The organism is Gracilibacillus salinarum, assembly GCF_022919575.1.
Classification (GTDB): Bacteria; Bacillota; Bacilli; order Bacillales; family Amphibacillaceae; genus Gracilibacillus; species Gracilibacillus salinarum.
Genome location: NZ_CP095071.1, coordinates 3,951,561 through 3,971,489, shown reverse-complemented (window position 1 = coordinate 3,971,489; position 19,929 = coordinate 3,951,561). Strand labels below are relative to the sequence as shown.

Genomic DNA, 19,929 nt, shown 5'->3' with positions numbered 1-19,929 from the left:
GTCCCTCGAACCATTAGTCCGAGGGATCATAAAATATACTTTTATAAAGCTCATAATACTAGGCTATTTTTGTACCGTTAAAATAAACAAAACTTTTTTCTTCCCCCTCCAATCCCCATTCCACCGTCGGAGTTAAAATAAAGTTTTCCTACCGAACCCCTATTTTGAAGGATTTTTGATTCAAAAACACTCCATTTTTCCCCTCTTTTTCACCTGTTTTTTCACCTTTTTTTCTTTTTTAAAATAAAGTTCTCCGATAATGTTGCATGAAGGAAACACGAGAGAACCATGACAAGACAAGGGATGAGCATGAAAAAGACCCGGAAATCGGAAATGTTTATTTTCACGAAATCGGGGTCTGAATCGGAAATGTTTATTTTGGCTCGGAAGTTTATATTTTAATTAGACATAGTAGATAGAAGAGTTATAGAAATAAAGAAAAGTAGGAACCAGATGTTTAGCCCACCTGCAGAGGATGATTGCTTACCTGTCTCAATACAAAAACTATCCTACTTTGACTCAAACAACTCACTATATTTTCTAACTTCAGGCAATCTATGTTCTTTTGTAAAAGTTTTCCAAGATTCTAATTCTTCGTTGTAAGTTACCTTTCCGTTAGCATATATTTTGCCAGAAAGATTTGCTAACTCGGATAATAGTTCATTTTTTTGATCTGTTATTGAACTGTTATCATAATAGTTATGCTCAAAATCATCTAATATCAAGTTTAAAGATTTTATCAAACTTAAATACTCAGCATTATTAAAGAAATCTGGGATATTTTTTATGATATTGCTTATTGATTTAGTTGTTTCTAACAATGTAACTTCCTTTCGATAGATAAAAAGGTTTAGTAGGGTTGTCTTTACTTCTGATAGGTCTGCTATTATTTCACCCATACTTTCCAAAATTACTAAATCATAACATGCAACAACTGATGAGTTAAATATCTCTAAATTGTTACTCATTAATCCATCGTATATTTTATCTATACTATTTTGCTTCACTACCCCAACCCTTACTAAAGTAGGTATCAAAAATAAAGCCATATGATACTTATTCTTACATAATTTAGTATAAATACCTTCAAGTTTTTCTTTATCACCAGCAGTTAAACAGTCGACAGGAATATTTGGTAAGAAAGAGTTTTTTAGAAATATAATCATGATTAATAAATCATCACTTTCTCCAAATAAACTATCAGTTTTTTCCTTTAACAACCATTCTTCCTGATTGTCCCACCATTCAAAAAAATTCTCCAACCAACTAATATACGTCCGATTTGTTAAGGTTAAAAAGCGATTCTCTTTGTAAATAAAATCCGGGAAAATATTTCTTAAATCCCTTAAAAGGGTATCTAAACCACTACCAATTGAAGTTATCCCAGTTTTACTGTCATGGGATTTTGGTATTGATTCTTGAATACGTAAATGACTGTATTTTTCCTGCAGTTCAATATCATCAGTTATTAATACTAGATAAGAATCTAATAAACCATTGCAGTAATTAGATTCTTCTTTTCTAATAATATCAGCTACATTTGTTCTAAACATAGCTATAAATTCATCGGGAAAATTGTCAGTTGCTAAAAGGTTAGCTAACCTCCTCAGAGAAGCATCTCGAATATTACTTTTTTCTCCCTTTAAGATTTTTAGTAATCTATTCACCTCGGCAATGTCAACATCTATTTCTATATTATCTGAAAAGTCAAATTCAAATGAAGGATCATAAAAGCTAAAATCATTTAATATTATCTCAGAGAGACTTCCTTGAGGATCACCAATAATAGGGAGTTTGTAAACTTCACTTATAAAAATCCCTTTCTCATCATTATTTTTATCAAATAATATTCTTCTAAAAAGATGTTCGAATACTTTTTTATTACTTCTACGATTTTCTTCCTGATAACCTCTATTTCCATATAATTCTATTACTGTTTTATCGACTTTCACCTTTTCTTCTTTTTGCAAAGCAAAGTATATACGTGACAATACTTCTAACAGTAAATTGGTATTTTGATTACTAAGTATTCCAACCATAACTATTTCAGCAAATAGCGACAAGCTGGTTCCATCTGTTTTATAAATAACATCCCTAGAGAAATAGTGATCGATTTCTTTAACATCCCCTATTCGTAGGTACATTATCCATGAGTAAAAAGGATATAATTTTCCCGCATTTTTTAACGCAATATTAATAGCATTCTTTGCAAACTTTTGACCAGTAGATCCTAGACCAAACTCTTCATATAACATTATCATGCTGTATGAATCAACCAGTTCCAAATCTAAGGTACTATTAAATCTACTTGTCTGGGATATTCGATTCGGATCAAATCCCTTTTTCTCGAATATTCCCGACTTTTCTTCATATGGTTTTATTCTACTAAACATAAAGTCTAATTCTTTTAATGGATTACTAAGTTTTGACTCCAATATTAATAGTCTTTCTTTACTATTTTGCATAGTATTTCTTTTTAATTGAATCAGATTTGATAGTATAACTCCCTCTAAGGACAGCAAACGATAGTTATTATTTTTTATTGCTATTATTTTTCTAACAGTAGTTAAATTATTTTCTAATATTTTTATAGATTTTTCCTTTTCTCCAATCCTTGAAAAAATGACCGCCTTTTTAACCATCCATTCAAAATCCTTATTTGTTAATGACCATTTATCAAGCAAACTCCTGGCTTCATTATATTCAAATTTTGCGATTTTCATCAAAATTTGTTCGAAGATAAACTGATTCGTAATATCCTCGTTCAAATCACTTTTTTCTAGTATCTCAAGATATTTATTAAAATCATTTTCATTATAATCAAGTCTAGCTTCTTTGAGTAATCTAACAATAATACCCTTTATACCGGCAGGATAATCCGTTGCGGTACTCTCATCAATTAATTCCCTCATCGTTTTATGAAGACCATAATCAATAGGAATTTGAAAAGTATCATACACCCAAACTATTTCATTTACTGCCGATATCCGTTTAGATATCTCATTTTCACTATTTGCCGCCAACTCCTCCAATTCATTACAGGCTAATTGTAATATCTCAATATTTCTTTTTTTGATTATGTCGGGCATAACTAGCCATCCAGGGTAATTTTCCCTATTATAAATAAAGGTATTTAATACGTTATCAATTTTTTTTAAATTACTTCCAAAATAACTTTTATATGGCCACTCCCTTTCATCCTTCTTCTCCTGATAGGCTAAATATTGAAAGACATCATTAAACATTTGCTCATACACATTGCCCTTGTTCTCTTCTTTATATACTTCTTTAAAATCAATAAGAGTTATTCCTCTTTCTTTTAGTAAACTTTCCCTTTTGTGCTCATCATAGGCCAACATATAAATTTTTGGCATGTGTTCTCCTAAATTCTTATTGACCCATTTTGTCCAGCTTTCAAAATTGGGATCATCTCCAGAGAAACCTAATAATACAAAGGTTGTTTCCATAATTGACTGTTGAACCATATTAACTAATGGAGCAAACTTTCTACTATATGATTCAAAATCACTTCTAGTAAAAATAAATGGTCTATTCGAAGGAAAACTCCCATGTAATTTCACTATTCTAGGGGAAGCTGAATTAGGAATATCTCTCACATCATAAATAACTTGATAATTTCTTTCAATGATGTGTGGTAATGTTCTTTCTAACAACGTGTCATAGTTAGTCGTATAAATATCGGACCAAGGGAGCTTTAATAAACTCCTGTGAATTTCACCTGGCTCATAATTTTGATCAGGAACAGTTTGTTTAATTATAGTATCTAAACTTTCACGTCCATATTCACTAGCGTAACTTTCACTAATATCTAACACGTTTTCACTATCCGGTAATTCGTCAGGATTTAGGCCTTCCAGAATTTTATTTTTAACACCTAACCAAGTTGACATACTTTCAAGTGAGGCATCAAGTTTATTTGCATTTAAGCTAAATCCAGACCCGATCATTACTGAAACCCTACTTTTGCCATCTTCCGCCCACAGTCTATCTCGTATTTTTTGTAGATGGTGGTACTTTGGTAGCTTCTCTTTAAATAAATTTATAGTATCTTCCATTTACAACCCTCCAAAAAATCAATACATGTAATTATCTTAAAACAGTATTTATTTAAGATATAGTGTTCAATAACTTATAAAATTGGACTTATGACTGCCTTTGCAAAATCTGTTCAAATAAACTAACACTCTTCCCTAAAAGCTCATCCTCTTTTTCTACAAGGGGATCAATCCAGTCAGCCTTATCTCTTGCCCATTTTAACCATCTTATAAGTCTAACTTTTTGCTCTTCATCTTTAACCTTATGTATTTTTAATTCCAAGTCATCCGCAAACTCTCTAATCTTTTTTGCTTTATCCCAGTCAGAGACCGCTTGGGTAAGTTCCTTAACTTCCTCTAACTCATCTTTTCTTAGTTGCTCTAACCTTCTCTCTCTTTTCTGTTCTTCCCATTCCCTTTCTTGTACCAATTCTTCTAATTTATATTCTGCATATAGTCTGTTTCCAACAACAAATATTTGGTAAATGATATCTCCAATTTGTTCTTCTAAAGGTTTATCCTTCAAGTCCTGAAATGCCATTTCTTGTCTACTTCTGTTAGTATAGCTGAGCCAATTATCTGCAACCAATGTTAGTATAAGTTTGTTATCTTTTTCTTTTAATTCAAAATAAAAGATTGTATACATAACTGCGAAATATGAAGTATCTTTCCCTTCTTTAATTTCTGCCCTCGTATAACCCTCCATTTCGTCAAGTGCCTTTATAATTGTGTCTAGTATTCTATAAGCTCTATTTATCGAGGAACTAGATACATTTATAGATAAAGTAGCTTCATTATCTCTAAATCCTTTTGGTGGAATAACTTTGTTATAGGATTTGCTTAGTTCTCTGTCCCTCTTTTTCCTATAGTTGATCTCCTCCTTGTGATCAGAAATTAATGAATGAGGATTTCTAAGCTGATTACTAACTTTTAAATTAGAACATTTATCTTTAATAAATTTCTTGGATTCATCTCTTAATAAATGTAGCTCTTCCTTAGAAGATACTACATCTTCACCTATATTTTCTAAATCAGTTCTGTACTTTATCACATAGTTTCTTACATGTTTTCTCAAGGCTTTAGTAACTCCGGGCAACTTGGTTTTAGAAACTTCCTCTCCATTGTTTACCTTTGTCCAATATCCTCTAGTAGGTATTGGAATTATTAGCCTTTTTAGATGCTTTCTTAGTGTAGTATCAGATATACAGTAGTTTTCTGCCACAACTGATATAGGTTGGCTCCACACTTCGTCATAAAGCTGTTCTCTTTCATCTTGTGTTACATTCTTAAAATCAAATTTCAAACTCTTATACCTCCTTCAATCTATATCTGTTGCTTGCCAATTTTAGCAAAGTAGTCAGTAATTTTATCTCTACTCACAGTTTATCTCTTATAAACAATAAAGCATACAAAAAAGTAGGATCCTCTTTTGAGTTCCTACTACTTTTAGAATCAATTATTCTTTTATATTTTCCAACACAGCATGTAATGCAAAAGAATCCTCTATAAGGTGTTTAATTTCCCTTACATTATCACATTCTACATAACTACTGGATAGACGTTGTATAATGCTTTCACTCAATCTATTTTCATAAACTTCTATTAAACTTTCATATATTTGTTCTCCAATTTTTTGTTTCGCTTCGTCATTTAGATCATTAAAATGTACAATTTTATCAAATCTATTATAGATTGCACTCCCTAAATGCTCTTCAATCTCATTCAGATCATTGTAGTTAGAAGTACAAATTATTATTGACTTTTCTAACCTTAGGGAATAATTTTGATCTTCGTAAACTCCTTCATCAAACAATTGGTAAAAGGCACTATGAAATGAAGAATGTGCTTTATCAAATTCATCTAATAAAAGTACATTTGATTCTCTATCTAACAGATCTTTTGCGAAACTTTTTTCGTAATGGGCACCTCCAAATAAGTACGTAGAGAATTGATTATTTTGAAACATAGAAAACTGCTTTCTAAAAAGTGGTTCTCCAACTACTTCCGCAATAAACTTAGCAGTTTCTGTTTTACCTAAACCTGAGTTCCCATACAATAACAAAACTACTGGCCTTATTCTATCATCTAATGTCAACGGAAAAAGTGCCTGTAACAACTCAAACTTCACACTACTTTGACCAATTATCTTTAAATCATATTTAGAATTAATTATTTTTAAATGGTCAAGAGTAATTAAACAATAATCTTGGTAGACAATTTCTGTATTAGGATGCAACCTTATGATTTGGTCACTAATTTGCAAAGGGGGATTGTGTAAATAAATATTTTTAGAGTCAAATTTGCTTAAAAAGTTATTAAAGTTAATAATAACGTGTTCTCGTACGCCTGCATATTCATCAGAGCTTGCTACAAAATTTTCAACAAAAACACGTTCATCATTATTATCATTTTCATTCTGACCTTGAATGTGAATAACGTAACTTTTACTATCCTTATCTATTTCATAGACTAAATCTGTCAAAGTCCTATGGTCAGTGGGAATTATTTTATAAAATTCATTTTTCGAACCATAGTATATCACTATATTACTCACCCATAACACCTGCCAATACTATATCATAAACGTCTAGTAATTTATCATGAGAAGTCTGGTCACTACCTGTGACTACCTGAATGGCACTAGGTTTTTTCTTATCATCTTCAAATTCAAATTCTTTCTCCATAGATAATTGCTCTTTTGTACATGTTCCAACTCTTACACCGAAGTAGGATAAACTCATTTTCGATAGATCTGCTAAACTGTAATTATTTTTAAAGGCATTGATATTGAACCTTAATACATGCTTAGGTTCTGTTTCTCCATTTAAAAGCATTTGATAGTAACCTCTTTCTCCTAATACAGCATTATTTAATTGTTCAAGATCAATAGGTATCTCCTCTTTAGGAACAACGTTCAGATAGGAGCTATACATCTTATACATCGTTACAGAATTCTCTGGAGCATGAACACCGGCATCATGAAATTGATATACATTCTTATCCATACTAGCAATATTGATATAGTCTGTTAGAAGTGTATTTGTTAAGGTACTTTCAATTAAACTTCTGGTTCTAGCATCATAACTTGCATTTGTATGACCAGACAACGATGCCTTTATTGCAGAAAACCAATTAACTCCTCCTTTAGCTTGTGCATCAATTTCAGCCAATAATTTAGCAAGTTTTTCTTTATTTTCTGTTGTACTCCAATCAATTTGCCCACCATTTTGAATAGTAATATAATCCGTTGCAGACATTTCATCGAAATACACTATCTTTATTATCTTTTTTTGATCAGAAGATTCATTTCTTGTCATAACGCTCCCTCCAATTCGCTTAATACTAACCTAATTATACCACCAGTTTCAGTTATAACTTTAAAGGCGATTTTTAATTTCCAAAATCAATTTCCTTGCTTCTTTATTTCTCCCACCGAAGCCAGCATAAAGTTGAATTTTATATGGAGTTAACGTTTCGCCTTTTTGAATCATTTCCTTTATTGCCCATCTAATTTTACGAATGCGGAATTCAACTATATCTTCCTTAACTTCTTGTAAATACTGATTAGTTCTTGCTAATTTCGGGTTTCTTAACCATTGCCCTATACCTAGCTCTTTTCTGACACTTTCTGTAGTTATTCGAATTGGTTTCCCTTGTTTTTTTAATAACTTTTCTACGGCTCCTGTAGCAAGCCTCAAACATTCTTCATCTCTCTTTTCCCAATCAATCGTGCTAACTTTTTCTTTCCCCAATTGAGCCTTTGGTGTTACATTGTCATACCAATCCCAATCATATTTACAAATCCATGTATGTAGCCCTTTCCCCTTATCTTTTAACTGACTTCTATTTGCACCCGGATTTTCTGCAATTAAACGTAACCAGTTTTCCCTTCTCTGGTGAATGCTAAAATTCGGATTATGTTTGACTGAACCGGACTTCTTTCCTATAACCCTTTTTTCTTGAAAAAGATTTTCTGCACTAACACCCAAAAATTGCAAGAACAATAAATGTCTCAAGGGACTCCTATTTTTTTGATTATTTCGTATAAACAATCGAAGCCAATTAGTCGGACTATCTGGATCAATACCGCTCTGCATCATTTCCAAATACTGTGTAGGATAGTAATGTAGAAATCTTTCTTGAACATCTTTCATATACAGATTTCCATTCCTTGAAGCTAGCCCTTTTTCTCTTAACCTATCAATGTAATAATTAATTATATAGTTTAACTCTTTTCTCTGAAGATTCTTATTCAATAAGGACTCCGCAGTATGGATATGTTGGAGATTTAATTGTTTAATAGTATCTGAGTAATCATCTGCTACTATCTTTTCATTACAAACCTCTTCATCTGCACATATAAATTCAAGACCGCTTCCAGTACTTAAAACTGGACTCTCTTTTAAAAGGATATGGTGTTTTGAACAGTAATAGGCACCTATTATCTGATGATTGATACGCCAATAACTCTCACCCAATGTATCTATATCTTCCTTAAAACAAACCGGACAATACTTTAAATAACTCGGTTTTCGTACTTTACTTCCACCAAATCCTATTAGCTTTTCAATGTTTTTTTTAGATCCATTTGATCCTTTTCCAATTGTATCGTAGATAAGGTCTGTTTTCTCCTGTGAAAGAAATGATGTATAAAACGGAAATAGAGTATGTTTCTCGATAATCTCCTTAGATGTTACTTTTGAAGTTTGTGGCAAACATTTAACAAATGAATCAATGTATTGGGGAAAATAAGAAGAAGATACTAAAACGTAACTTCCGAATAAATCTTCTATTAAAGCTCTCACACTTATCATTCCGCACTTCCTCTGATATCGTGCAATCACAGAATAAAAAAGTTCGTTTTCGTACAATTCTGGTAGAAAATTAATCATACATCTTTCACATCAATCCATGTTGTGGCTTCCTCAATATAATTATTTTCTAGTAGCAATTGATATGGTGATTTATCTTCTTTAGCTCCCAGCTGAAGCAAATTGCGTAAATCATCTTCCGAGTATTCTTTACACTTGGTTTTCTGCTTAGGTTTCTCTACCTTCTCAGGTGGTTCGACATTATATTCCTTCTTCTTTCTTACTGGTTCTTCCTTTCTCACTGCTATATTTTGCTTTATTCTCGACTCTTCTAATTCAATCTTTCTTATATCTTCATACTTTGCAATTTTATGTGGATTCCCTGAACGAATTGCATTTAACATTGGTTGAAGTAACCTAAACTTTTCATTTGCAACTTTCTTTATTAGACCGATGGAAAGCTCTTCTTTTCCACTTTCTATAGCAAGCTGTTGCGAGTACACAAATAACTTTATCACTAAATCAGATATACCCTGAGTAAGCTCATATATTGTTTTACCGAATTCTTCATTATAAGGTACGAAATTTTGTGTCCATTGATATTTCCATATCGACTCTAACAAAAGGTTAAATTCATTGCCATATTGCATATTGTTATAGATGATTTCAGCGTTGCCTGTTAAACGCCTTGTCATACGCAATTCCTTCCCGAATAAATCGTACGCACCCGGGGTTCCTATTAAGCAAAGATTAATTCCCGTATTTATTAAGTAGACAAAGAAGTTCATAATTTGTTCCGCACCACGTTTTTTTATATTCTGTGTTTCATCAATAACAAGTAGACCCAGCCCTATATTGTGTGCTACCTGACTGATTAAAGGTAACATGCTATCTACAGACATATTTCTTGAAACGTATTTCTTATAATTATTTGTTCCTAGCAATTCATCCACTTTCATGAAAAATTGTAAGCACAATGCTTTTAAACTTGAATTACTTGGTGCTTCTAGCTTCAACCATACAAGTTGGATTTGATTAAAATGGGCACCTTTGTATTCGTTGTGAATGATTACTTGTGGAATATCGCTTAGAACTCTATTAATTGTTGTTGTCTTACCCATGCCAGAAAAACCGATAAATGTCCCGCAAGAAGAAGTGGTTCTGAAATTTTGTCTACTATTTATTTCATATGAACGATTAATAATTTCTTTTCCAGAGTCATTAATATACTTTTTATAGTTCTTATCAAAAGGGTTCCTAGCCAAATAACCTTGCAGAATCAATGTATGAATCATATTCCACACATCTATGTGCACCGGAAGAGGAGTATATAGCTGAAACAATCGGTTTATCATGTGTATTCGATAAATACTTTCAGCATGTTTTTCTTCATCATTATAGATTGGTTTAACCATGAGCTTTCTAATGATTGCTGCTTTATCCAATAATGGTGGTAGTGCTTGAATCAACGGGTTTTGATTAAACTCTTCCAACGGGAATTCCTTATACTCTGCCTGAATAGCCTCCATTCCATTTGGTAGAAATATAGAGTTACTCAATATCATCATCCCAATCTAGCTCTTGTATAGCTCTAAACAAATCAAGTTCATCCTCTGTATGTCCCTGTTTTTCAACTGATTCCATCAATGTTTCCCCTGCCTCCACCTTCTGTATATTCAATTCCCGTTTAAGTTCCCTTTTTTCTCGTTGATTCTCCCTTATTCCCCTTAGTCGTTGAGCCCTACTTAATGAATCATCTTTTTGTGCTGCCGTCTTCTTCTTTCCTTGTCCAACAATCGTTTGAATATCGTCATATAACTTCATCTTCTCCTGCAATTCTTGTTCCTTGCTTCTGTTATCTATTGATTGTTCATGCTTTATTATCTGATTTATTTCATCTATTCCTTTATTTTCATACTTAGTCAAATGCTCAAGTAGATGCAACTTGTGAAACTCCCCATCCTCATTAATTGTATACACATAGGAAAGATCCCTCGGATCATACCAAATCTTTATTTTTTTGCTACCGTTAATTCTTGCTGACTGAAACCAATTATTTTTCAATGAGTAATCCGAAGCGTACAACATCTTCTTAAATCTAACCCCACGTGAAGTAATGGTTCCTATATCAGTTGGAAGTAGGTGCATCTTTACTGTTTGTTCAGGTAATACTCGTAATTGCCCTTTCATATTGTTCACTCCGTAGTCCCATATCTTAACGGGTATTTTTTCAACTTCTTCACTAATCATCATTTCATCCAATACATATTCACTCAAGACATGATGATTGTTATGGAATAGCACACATTTGATAACAATTCGTGTGAATTCGTCTATTGTTAGATTAGCTTTAAGTCTATAATCTTCGTCTCCCCTCTCTATTGTGTTCTTCCCATTCTTTACAACCCCATCAGCAAATGGTTTGACCTTTATGTTTAATTGTGCAAATGCCTGTTCAATAATCCCTTTGTAGTCAGCTCTGTACGGAGGGGTGTTCTGTATCGAAATACCTAATCCTCCAATAGCATCTTCAATCTGTTTACCGTTTAGTTCACCCCTGTCAGCAAAAATCCTTTGCGGCACACAAGCCACATCCCACTCATCTTTATCCAGTGTGATACCAAACTGTTTACAAAAATCACTCTTGGGTAACATGCTATTTGCAAGAGCAACCATAGTGCCTGTGTACGAATTAAATGACTCAAAAGTGACATTAACCCCAACTATCATTCTGGAAAATACATCAATTACGCATATTAAAGTTGGTCTGCCAACAATCAAGTTACGATCTACGGATGAAACCAGATAAATATCAAACTGTGTAGAGTCTATTTGCCAAAGTGTTCCTGGACCTAATCCAGCATCTTGTGTTGAATTTCCAATGATAGCACGATGATTTTGGAAATAGTTCCTTGCTCCTTTTCTATTAATCAATTCCTTTTTTGGATTATTTAACTTCTTAAACCAATAAAAGAATTGAGGGTAAGTAGGAATACTTGAAGGCTCCTTAATCACGGGTACTTCATTACCATTTATATCAACCTTTGTTTCTGTAAAAAAATCCTTTAATATTAATTCATAAGTCACTTTTAACGAGTTCTGCCTTCCATTGTAGTAATAACGATTTAATCCTGTTTTGAAATATCTCTTTACTTTGTCATCAATATTTATCCCTTGTCTACTTCCTATTTTTCTAGGTCTGCCCCTCTTTTTATCACCCTCTTTTCTGTCCTTACCTTTAGAGCCGCATAAATTAAATGCAGGGAGCAATCCATTTCTTATCTTTCCACCTTTCCAATAACGTACAAGATAACTTTTTACAGTTGAATAATTGATTTTATATTCTGATACTGCTAGTTTAATGGCTTTTTCACGATACTTGCTTTGAAATATCAAAACCTCTCTATCTACTTGTTGAAGTACAAAATTCACTATATCACATGCTTGATTTCTTCTTTCCTTTTCTGCATTGCTTAATTCTTCTTCAACAACATAACGTGTGTATGGGTCATTTTCTAAAATCGTTATTTCTTCGTTATTATAATCAGAAATTAATTCATCTTCTCTAATGAGAAATGGCCATCTAACTTTATTCATATCAATTGCATATATAATAGAAGAAAGTCGTTCACAAAATACAATCCGTATTGTTCTTCCATCATGATACTGTAATAAAAAATTCTCCTTCAGTTCCAAAAAAATCAACCACCTTAAAGCAGTAAATTATTAACTTTTGACTCTAAATCTATCCTTTTTGTGAGATCAATAGCTAACTCTTTCTTTGCTATCAAATAGCGAAAGAGAAACAGGCCCGATCCTTTCTGTAATCCTTCCTTTTTGTCAAATATCTTCAGCAGCTCTTTTAAGGGAAGTTCATCATTTTCCAAGATAAATCTCATCATCGCTACAGAACGTTCATCTTTATCCAACTCCCCCTCACTACCCACCAGTAGCGTCTCTCTTATCCATTCAATATTTTTTGCTAACTGTCTAGGAAGCTGTTTCTCAGTAATTACCTTCCAATCAATTCCTTTATGCTGCCAATACCTTCTTTCAATTTCTAGCTTTTCAAATGTTATTTTCCTTTTAAGTTCTGTTGTATTTTTTACTGTTCTTGCTATATCCTTTTCTTCTCCGTTAGCGTCTTTTACAGTCAATAGGAAATTTGTGGTCAACAAATAAGGCTCTTTAGTCTCCTTATCCAAGAACTTATCAAACCGTAAATCCTCTTTATCATCAATTACCTCATCAACATCTAACAGCGGAAAAGATTCTCTAATATCAATAACACTAGAATTAAATTCGAATAATAGAAAAGCCCTATATTGATTGTCAGAATGAAGATGATGTACACGATTTGTTTTTAGCCCATAGATTCTCGAAACCCTACCTTTGGAACTGTAATTGTACGTGTAGTTCCAAGGTAGATAATCTTTTCCAATCCCCTGACCTCTTCCTTCCTTTAGATACTTGCCTAATTTTTCTTTAGTCCAATTGTTCGTCCCCATTGAACTCCTCCTTAATTTTTCCGAAACTAAAAATGACTATTGGCAATCAAGTTCGTTTTTTTTGAACTGATTATCAATAGTCAAATACTTTATTTCCTATTAGATTAAGTTTGCACACTTTTATAAATTCACCTCTAAGTATAAGTTGTCAAGATCTTCTTGTAATATACCAAGATATCTTTTGGTTTCTGCTACAGAACTATGATTTAGAGCTATACATATATAATCGAGCGATATACCTTTTTGAAATGCCCAGTAGCCCCAAGTTTTTCTCATTCCATGTGTCGAAAATCTTTCATTAATACCCACCATGTCACAGGCGGTATTTAGCATGGATGCTGCATATTGTCTTGAAATCGGTTGATTTATTCCCTTTCTACTTGTAAAAAGGTAATCATTCTGATTTTTATTAATATACTCTTTCATGTATTCATTTATAGCTTTTGTAAGGTTCTTTGTTATAGGGAACCTTTTGTATTTTCCAGTTTTCTTTTCTTTTATTTCTATAAATTCATTAGCTTTTTTCCCATTCCAAACATGTTTTACCTTTAGTGTTAAAATATCACTTATTCTTAAAGCTGATGATATCCCTACCATAAAGAGTAAATAATCCCTTTTATTTTTCCCACGTAAATATCCTTTTACAGCTTCAAGCTGTTTCAAGTCCCTTATTGGCTGAACTACCTTCAATGTTTCACCTCCTATACAACCTTACAAAAACATTCTATCCGGTGAATGAAGAAACCTCAAGAGCCTAGAGGCAATAAATCTTGTATAATAAAATACTAAGGGGGTATCTAAATGCTAGATATTTATGAAGAGGCATCTAAAGAATTTAAACAAATTCTTCATCACTTGCTAGATATAGTAGTTGATCATTTTATAGAAATAGGAAGTAACCTTAGTTATGAGGAAATTTACGCTACAGTATTCCCATTACACAAACAAGAAGATAAAGAATATGCCCTAGACTTTCTAAAAAAACTTCATAGAGAAGTTATAGATGGGTTTACACATGAATTTACTCCAATGAAAGAATATGTTTTATTTAATATTTTATTTTTTGTTTATGATAGTTCAGAAGATGGGTTCATGTTGGAAGATGAAATTACTAAATTCCTAAATAAAATTAATAAAGATGCACTTTTAGAAGATGAATTAAGGGTCTTACAAAGTATTAATACTCCAAATGATCTTATAGGATTATGTTTTGATGATTTAGATTTTCTTGATGTGCCCGATATTTTTGAAACATATAAGACACACCCAGATGTGGTTACTAAATTTTTGCATATCGACTTAGATTACTACACTGAATTAATGCCAGATGATATTCTATTAAAATACAATGAAATAAAAGGGCATATCCAAACTACTACAATAGATTCAGTGACTAATGAAGAATCATTTTTTCGTCTTATTATTGAATTGGTAGAAAACTTTAACCACATTATTGTACATAAAAAAGGGCATGCTCTTATAAACAATAAATTAGGGGAGTATTCAGAGAAGGAAGTTCAAGTTCTATTTGATATTTTTATTGCAACATATTTAAAAGATACAGACATAGTTGTTTCACGTGAAGTAGACACTGGTAGAGGTACTGTTGATTTTTATTTTTCTCATGGAAAAAAATCACAGGCGTTGATTGAAATTAAATTAGGAAGTCATAATCGGTTTGAACATGGAATTAAACACCAATTACCTACGTACCTATTAACCGAAAATATCAAGTTTGGTTATTTCATTCTTATTTGTTATTCTGAAGAATCGTACAATAATTCTGAATTCCTATATGAAGAGGCTGAAAAGTTAAGTTCTAAATACCAAAAGAAAATCCGTTTTAAAAGAATTAATGCTAGTGGTAATTTAAAGAGTGCTTCAAAAATTACAAATGATAATGAAATGGGCTTTACAGATTAACTTAATTTCCATATCACTAGATACAAATTATGAATATTACAGTATGGTTTAATACAGTGAATGTAGAATATTCAAAAGGCATACATTTAAAATCTAAAATAGGAATGCTGATTTAACGGCATTCCTTTGTTTACACAGCTGGTTTTTGTAAAGTAAATGAGTCTATAATCATTTATATTATAAATTCATCCTTTTATCCAGATATTCAAATCTATATTTGCATTCATAACAATATTGAAGTGTGTAACTGCTAGTGCTATTCCAACACTTGTTAAAGCGTAACGGTTAAAATACCCATGATTCCATTTGAAGAAGACTGATTCACTCAATGTATCAATAACAAATTGATTTCTTACTGGTGGGTCTAAAACATCTAACGTATTTCCTTCGACTTTTTCGTTTAATTCTTCCGAATAAGATTTCCTTATAAAATATTCAAGATTTTGGGAGGAGTCTGTAGTAATATCATTCGATGCAGCCCCGACGTAAACCAAATGCTCAAAATAATTTCGTTCTTGTATAAATTGTACTAAATCATCAGTTATAATGGTGTCAAGAGATTCTATCAACACTCTGACTTTTGACATTTTGCAATTTTTCACCAAAAATATTGCTGTTAACAAATTTAGTTGGTTTATAGTTAACTTAGGTATTATCTCTATCGCTTCATTTAATACTATCTTTTTTAAAGAGTCTTCTTTTACTCTAAATCTATCTTTTAAAAGATTGGTTAGAATTTCTAAGGTATCGGGGCCACCATTTCGAGCATATATACTTTGAGCTTTTATAAGCGTATATTGAACATCTGGAACTTTAATTTTTTCTATTTGTTCTGGCAATTCCTTCTCTAAATTCCGCAATAATTCATCAATCAATTTTTCTGCTCTTTCTAATGCAACACTTTTTGCTTCCTCACTTAATTCGTAGAAGTTTTGTTTATAAACGTCTAAAGCTATCTGTCTTGCATCGGAATAACTTATCCCAATTTGTTGATTAACCAGAACCTGTCTTCCCTGTATGTTTGTTGAATTGTCCCCACTATTTATTTCATTTTTCTTGTCCATCATTTTTACCACCAAGTGTTATATTAACATCCTTTCCACTTTGAATGTTTGTTGAATTATTACCTGAATTAATCATTTGCTCTTTTCCCTTATGATTTTTTGTAAAGAGACCTATAATGCCCAAAATAGCAGACACACCAATACCGCTAAAAATCCAATTTATATTCTCTTGTATCCATTCCATTTTAGTACCCTCTCTGTAATTATTAATTATTTACTGTGAGTACAACTTTTTCAATCTATATCCCAATAACGATTTGATAAGCTATTAAATGCCATACTCCTATCCCCTTTAGACTTATTACAATGTTCACATGTAAGTTGGAAATTAATAGGATCATTATTACCACGATTTTCTAACGGAATAATATGGTCATAATTTTCAGTATTATCTAAGTTGAGTATCTTTGTTAAATCAGCACCGCAAATCTGACATCTCCCTTTATCTCTCATAAATACTCCTCGCTTTAACCATTGAGGAATATATTTGCATCTTTTTATAACTCCGTCTTTCTTTAAGTATTCTGGAATATCTTCTGCCTTTAAATTTAAAATTAACTCCCTTAACTGAGAATTAAACTCGAATAAGAAAAGTTTATTTGAATACAACACGGTAAATATATCATCTATAATTACTGGGCTCAACTCGTCCATAAAAAAGTCAAATAATTCTCTTGCATAATCCTCAGCTTCTTCAAATTCTTCAGGATTCAGTTCATCATCTGTCTTACCGACATTATCAAACTTACCTAAAATTGTATAATCAATATTATAGAAGTCCAAGAGACCAGTTAATGTATTTATTACCTCCATTGGAAAGTGTTTATCCAACATGTAGTCATAATTAGTAAAATAAATATATTCTATGTACTCATGTAGTATAGTTTTTTTACGTGGTTTGGCACAGATTGATAAAAAATCAACATCTGCATAAAAAATCCAGTTTTCAATTGTTAAGTCATTTAATCCATACAATTCTGCTATTACATGGGAAGCCATATTTATTGCTTCATTCCCATGCCATTTAATTTTTGTGCTTCTCTTATCCAAAAGATTCATATCCTTTCCAACAATTCTGTTGTTTGAAATCCTAGTGAAAATATTATTTCTCCTATTTCCTTTTTATCTATGTAGTAATCCACCATTATCGTTAAGGCTATACCCATAAAACATACAACTAAATATATTAATTCCTTATTTTTCCTTTGCCCATAATTATACCATAAGGTCTAATAAGCCATGGGTACATCCCAGATAAGAAAAACTAATATTTTGAAACACATTCTATTAATTATCCTAGAAGCTATGATTCTGGAACAGATTAATTTACAGTAGGGTTAGTATAATTTTAAACTAGAAATCAAAATGTTATAATTAATCATAATAGAAATTAAATTACTAATTGAATTGGGGAGAATTCTATGGCGACAAGTCAAACAAAACCATATCGCATAACGGCTGAGGGTATTCCTCTTAAACACGAACAAAGTGAAAAAATATATAAGACCTTCTTTGCAGTATCTGACTATTATAAAAAGCACCCTAATCCTGGAGCATGCCATCTAATCTCCAGCATTTTTCACATCTTACTTAATGAACAAAAAGTTGAAAATGATTTATGTATCGGAGAGGTAAAAACTGGATTTCAATATTTTGATCATTCTTGGATAGAAATTGATGGTAAGGTTTTCGATATTGCCATCCAACTGACATTAGATGGAACTAGGAATGCCCCAATCTATGCAGGGTATGATTTACAAACCGAAGTAAAGTCTGATAGGACTTACGGATCCCTATCACCAACTGGTTTTGATAGAGATGCAAATCAAGTCTTGAGAACTCCTTTTGTAAAATACATGGATCGGTACCCCCATTTTAAAGAAGGGGCATGGAAGATTGTTAAAGTTGTTGGTAGAGAACTCCGATTGAAATTGGATATAGCTGAACTTCGACAGAGATACAAAAATACAGAACGCACTTTGAAAACGTCTCCCTCTTAAATGCAGTGCTGTCTTTAAGTAAAGTATAGGGCTACCTATTGCAGTCTTTTTCAATTTGGTAGAAGATTTTCATTTAATGGCTTGTATAATTACTTATATAATCAATCAATCTGAGTTCTTGCCTGTTTTGCCAGTCACAAATAAAACCATCTAGCCCAAGGACTCCGTCAAAATCATCACATAAATTAATGAGAGTTTCAAAATGATCTCCATAAAAACTTATAAGACCCCTTAAAGAATTTCTATCTTGAATGATAAAAAGTTTATGTGCTTTTTCAGGATAAGAAATAGGCATATTAATTTTTTGCCCACTCAAGGTAACGAAGTTGTTTTCTCCACCGTTTACAATCCAGTGTCGAATGGGATTAAAACACTCCTTTAAAACAAAATCTTGGCCTTTCACAAAGGCCAAGTAATTGAATATGATTTTCGCACAGACCCTATAAAAAGTCTCATCAAATTCAATTGTTTGAAAAACTTTTACCTGCTCTGTTCCCTTGCGTGCAGTTTGATTTTCTAATGTATTTTCAAGAGAATTCATTATAAAATTTTTAATTTGTGGTTCATGCTGTTTATGGTTTAAAGCGAGGTACCATTTCCCATCATGAACTCCAAGAATAAATTCGTCTTGGGTTAATCGTTCATCTTGATACAATGTATGCTTACCATTATATTTTCCCAATTTTTTAAGAAACCCTGAGACCTGTTTAACTTCATCACCTAATGACGTGTCTGAAAGAAAATGATAGTTTCCTTTTATATTAACTTTGATTTGAGAAATAAGATAAGGTTTTCCTAAACTGATGTAACCAAATTTAATCTCATTCGGATTTGACTCACCGTCTATTAAACTAACTTTTGATTTTGTTGCATTCTTAGGATTTAAGTTACCCCTCTTACCCGGGCCATAAAATTGTCGTGGAAGTGCAATAAGAGAATTTCTCATAAATGAAAGTTCCATCGCTGAAAAAGCATTGTTACATTCATGACTTACATATTCCATAGGTAGTTTTTGTATTCCCCCTATACCAGCAGGAAAAATATGTTCCTCAGATGAAAACGATACTTCTGGAACTTTTTTCTTTAAATAGATACAATACTTCATTCCATCCACTCCTTTTCCTTTTTAATAGATAAAACATTCAATGGATTAATTCCTCAATTTTCCTAGCCCTGGAAAGTTATCATTTACTTCAAGATCAATGCTCCAGACTCTTAATACTTCATTTTTCCTCCTCTTTGGGCGGTTGGTTGAATTCATATGTTCCTAACCCACTTAATTGTACCTAATACATAAGAAATTTTGTAATAGACGGATTTAATAATTTAGAAAATAACTCTAAGTTATGTGGAAAAAAGAGGATATTCATAAACACATGAATGCTGGCCCCCTTAATTTCTTTTTTAAATAAGCAACCCAAAACTATATACATAACTTTTTAAGCCCCTATTGGCTATCATTTCAATGGTATTTAACGTTCCCCATCTTTGGGGAACGTTAAATTGCTTAGTTAAGCTAATCTCTCTTGCAAAGGATAAACAGTATTATTTTATACTTATTATTTCAG

The 19,929-nt window shown here is 32.0% G+C and carries 15 protein-coding genes; 2 read left to right on the top strand and 13 right to left on the bottom strand.

Annotation, left to right across the window (positions count from 1 at the left end):
* Positions 1 to 509: 509 nt before the first annotated feature.
* The 9 genes from MUN87_RS18660 to MUN87_RS18620 all read right to left on the bottom strand — a co-directional run bounded on the left by MUN87_RS18660 (position 510) and on the right by MUN87_RS18620 (position 14,064).
* Positions 510 to 4,076 carry an SIR2 family NAD-dependent protein deacylase gene (locus MUN87_RS18660; protein WP_244742712.1) on the bottom strand — a complete coding sequence of 1,189 codons (3,567 nt, stop codon included), beginning with the start codon at positions 4,074 to 4,076 and terminating at the stop codon, positions 510 to 512.
* An 88-nt stretch (positions 4,077 to 4,164) separates the two neighbouring features.
* Positions 4,165 to 5,358, bottom strand: coding sequence for a hypothetical protein (locus MUN87_RS18655; protein WP_244742710.1), 1,194 nt, complete (start codon positions 5,356 to 5,358; stop codon positions 4,165 to 4,167).
* 153 nt (positions 5,359 to 5,511) lie between these two features.
* A complete protein-coding gene (locus MUN87_RS18650; RefSeq protein WP_244742707.1) occupies positions 5,512 to 6,609 on the bottom strand; it encodes an AAA family ATPase in 1,098 nt (365 codons plus the stop codon).
* Positions 6,602 to 7,372, bottom strand: coding sequence for a DUF6414 family protein (locus MUN87_RS18645; protein ID WP_244742704.1), 771 nt, complete (start codon positions 7,370 to 7,372; stop codon positions 6,602 to 6,604). The genes MUN87_RS18650 and MUN87_RS18645 overlap by 8 nt, the downstream gene beginning before the upstream one ends.
* A gap of 60 nt (positions 7,373 to 7,432) precedes the next feature.
* Complete coding sequence (locus MUN87_RS18640; protein WP_244742701.1) at positions 7,433 to 8,947, bottom strand: TnsD family Tn7-like transposition protein; 1,515 nt, start codon at positions 8,945 to 8,947, stop codon at positions 7,433 to 7,435.
* Positions 8,944 to 10,425 (bottom strand): AAA family ATPase, encoded by a 1,482-nt coding sequence (locus tag MUN87_RS18635; protein WP_244742698.1) that lies wholly within the window; start codon positions 10,423 to 10,425, stop codon positions 8,944 to 8,946. The genes MUN87_RS18640 and MUN87_RS18635 overlap by 4 nt, the downstream gene beginning before the upstream one ends.
* Positions 10,418 to 12,562, bottom strand: coding sequence for a TnsB C-terminal domain-containing protein (locus tag MUN87_RS18630; protein ID WP_244742696.1), 2,145 nt, complete (start codon positions 12,560 to 12,562; stop codon positions 10,418 to 10,420). The genes MUN87_RS18635 and MUN87_RS18630 overlap by 8 nt, the downstream gene beginning before the upstream one ends.
* A 14-nt stretch (positions 12,563 to 12,576) precedes the next feature.
* Positions 12,577 to 13,374 (bottom strand): TnsA endonuclease N-terminal domain-containing protein, encoded by a 798-nt coding sequence (locus tag MUN87_RS18625; protein ID WP_244742694.1) that lies wholly within the window; start codon positions 13,372 to 13,374, stop codon positions 12,577 to 12,579.
* Between the two features lie 120 nt (positions 13,375 to 13,494).
* Positions 13,495 to 14,064 (bottom strand): site-specific integrase, encoded by a 570-nt coding sequence (locus MUN87_RS18620; RefSeq protein ID WP_244742692.1) that lies wholly within the window; start codon positions 14,062 to 14,064, stop codon positions 13,495 to 13,497.
* A gap of 111 nt (positions 14,065 to 14,175) precedes the next feature.
* Here MUN87_RS18620 and MUN87_RS18615 point away from each other — a divergent pair, with 111 nt between their 5' ends.
* Positions 14,176 to 15,297, top strand: coding sequence for a DUF8371 domain-containing protein (locus MUN87_RS18615; RefSeq protein WP_244742689.1), 1,122 nt, complete (start codon positions 14,176 to 14,178; stop codon positions 15,295 to 15,297).
* Positions 15,298 to 15,482: 185 nt separating this feature from the next.
* Here the strand turns inward: MUN87_RS18615 and MUN87_RS18610 are convergent, their stop codons facing one another.
* Genes MUN87_RS18610 through MUN87_RS18600 form a run of 3 tightly spaced genes read right to left on the bottom strand, consistent with a single transcriptional unit; the run spans position 15,483 to position 17,411 of the window.
* A complete protein-coding gene (locus tag MUN87_RS18610; protein ID WP_154648249.1) occupies positions 15,483 to 16,364 on the bottom strand; it encodes an LPO_1073/Vpar_1526 family protein in 882 nt (293 codons plus the stop codon).
* Entirely contained in the window at positions 16,345 to 16,545 is a 201-nt protein-coding gene (locus MUN87_RS18605; RefSeq protein ID WP_010651991.1) for a hypothetical protein, read from the bottom strand. The genes MUN87_RS18610 and MUN87_RS18605 overlap by 20 nt, the downstream gene beginning before the upstream one ends.
* Positions 16,546 to 16,595: 50 nt before the next feature.
* Positions 16,596 to 17,411 (bottom strand): HNH endonuclease, encoded by an 816-nt coding sequence (locus MUN87_RS18600; protein ID WP_010651992.1) that lies wholly within the window; start codon positions 17,409 to 17,411, stop codon positions 16,596 to 16,598.
* 371 nt (positions 17,412 to 17,782) lie between these two features.
* Between MUN87_RS18600 and MUN87_RS18595 the strand changes: the two genes are divergently transcribed.
* Entirely contained in the window at positions 17,783 to 18,361 is a 579-nt protein-coding gene (locus tag MUN87_RS18595) for a lasso peptide biosynthesis protein (RefSeq protein ID WP_010651993.1), read from the top strand.
* 73 nt (positions 18,362 to 18,434) lie between these two features.
* On the opposite strand, the gene MUN87_RS18590 is transcribed toward MUN87_RS18595, so the two are convergent.
* Positions 18,435 to 19,466, bottom strand: a complete 1,032-nt coding sequence (locus tag MUN87_RS18590; protein ID WP_244742688.1) for an HNH endonuclease — start codon at positions 19,464 to 19,466, stop codon at positions 18,435 to 18,437.
* Positions 19,467 to 19,929: the final 463 nt, after the last annotated feature.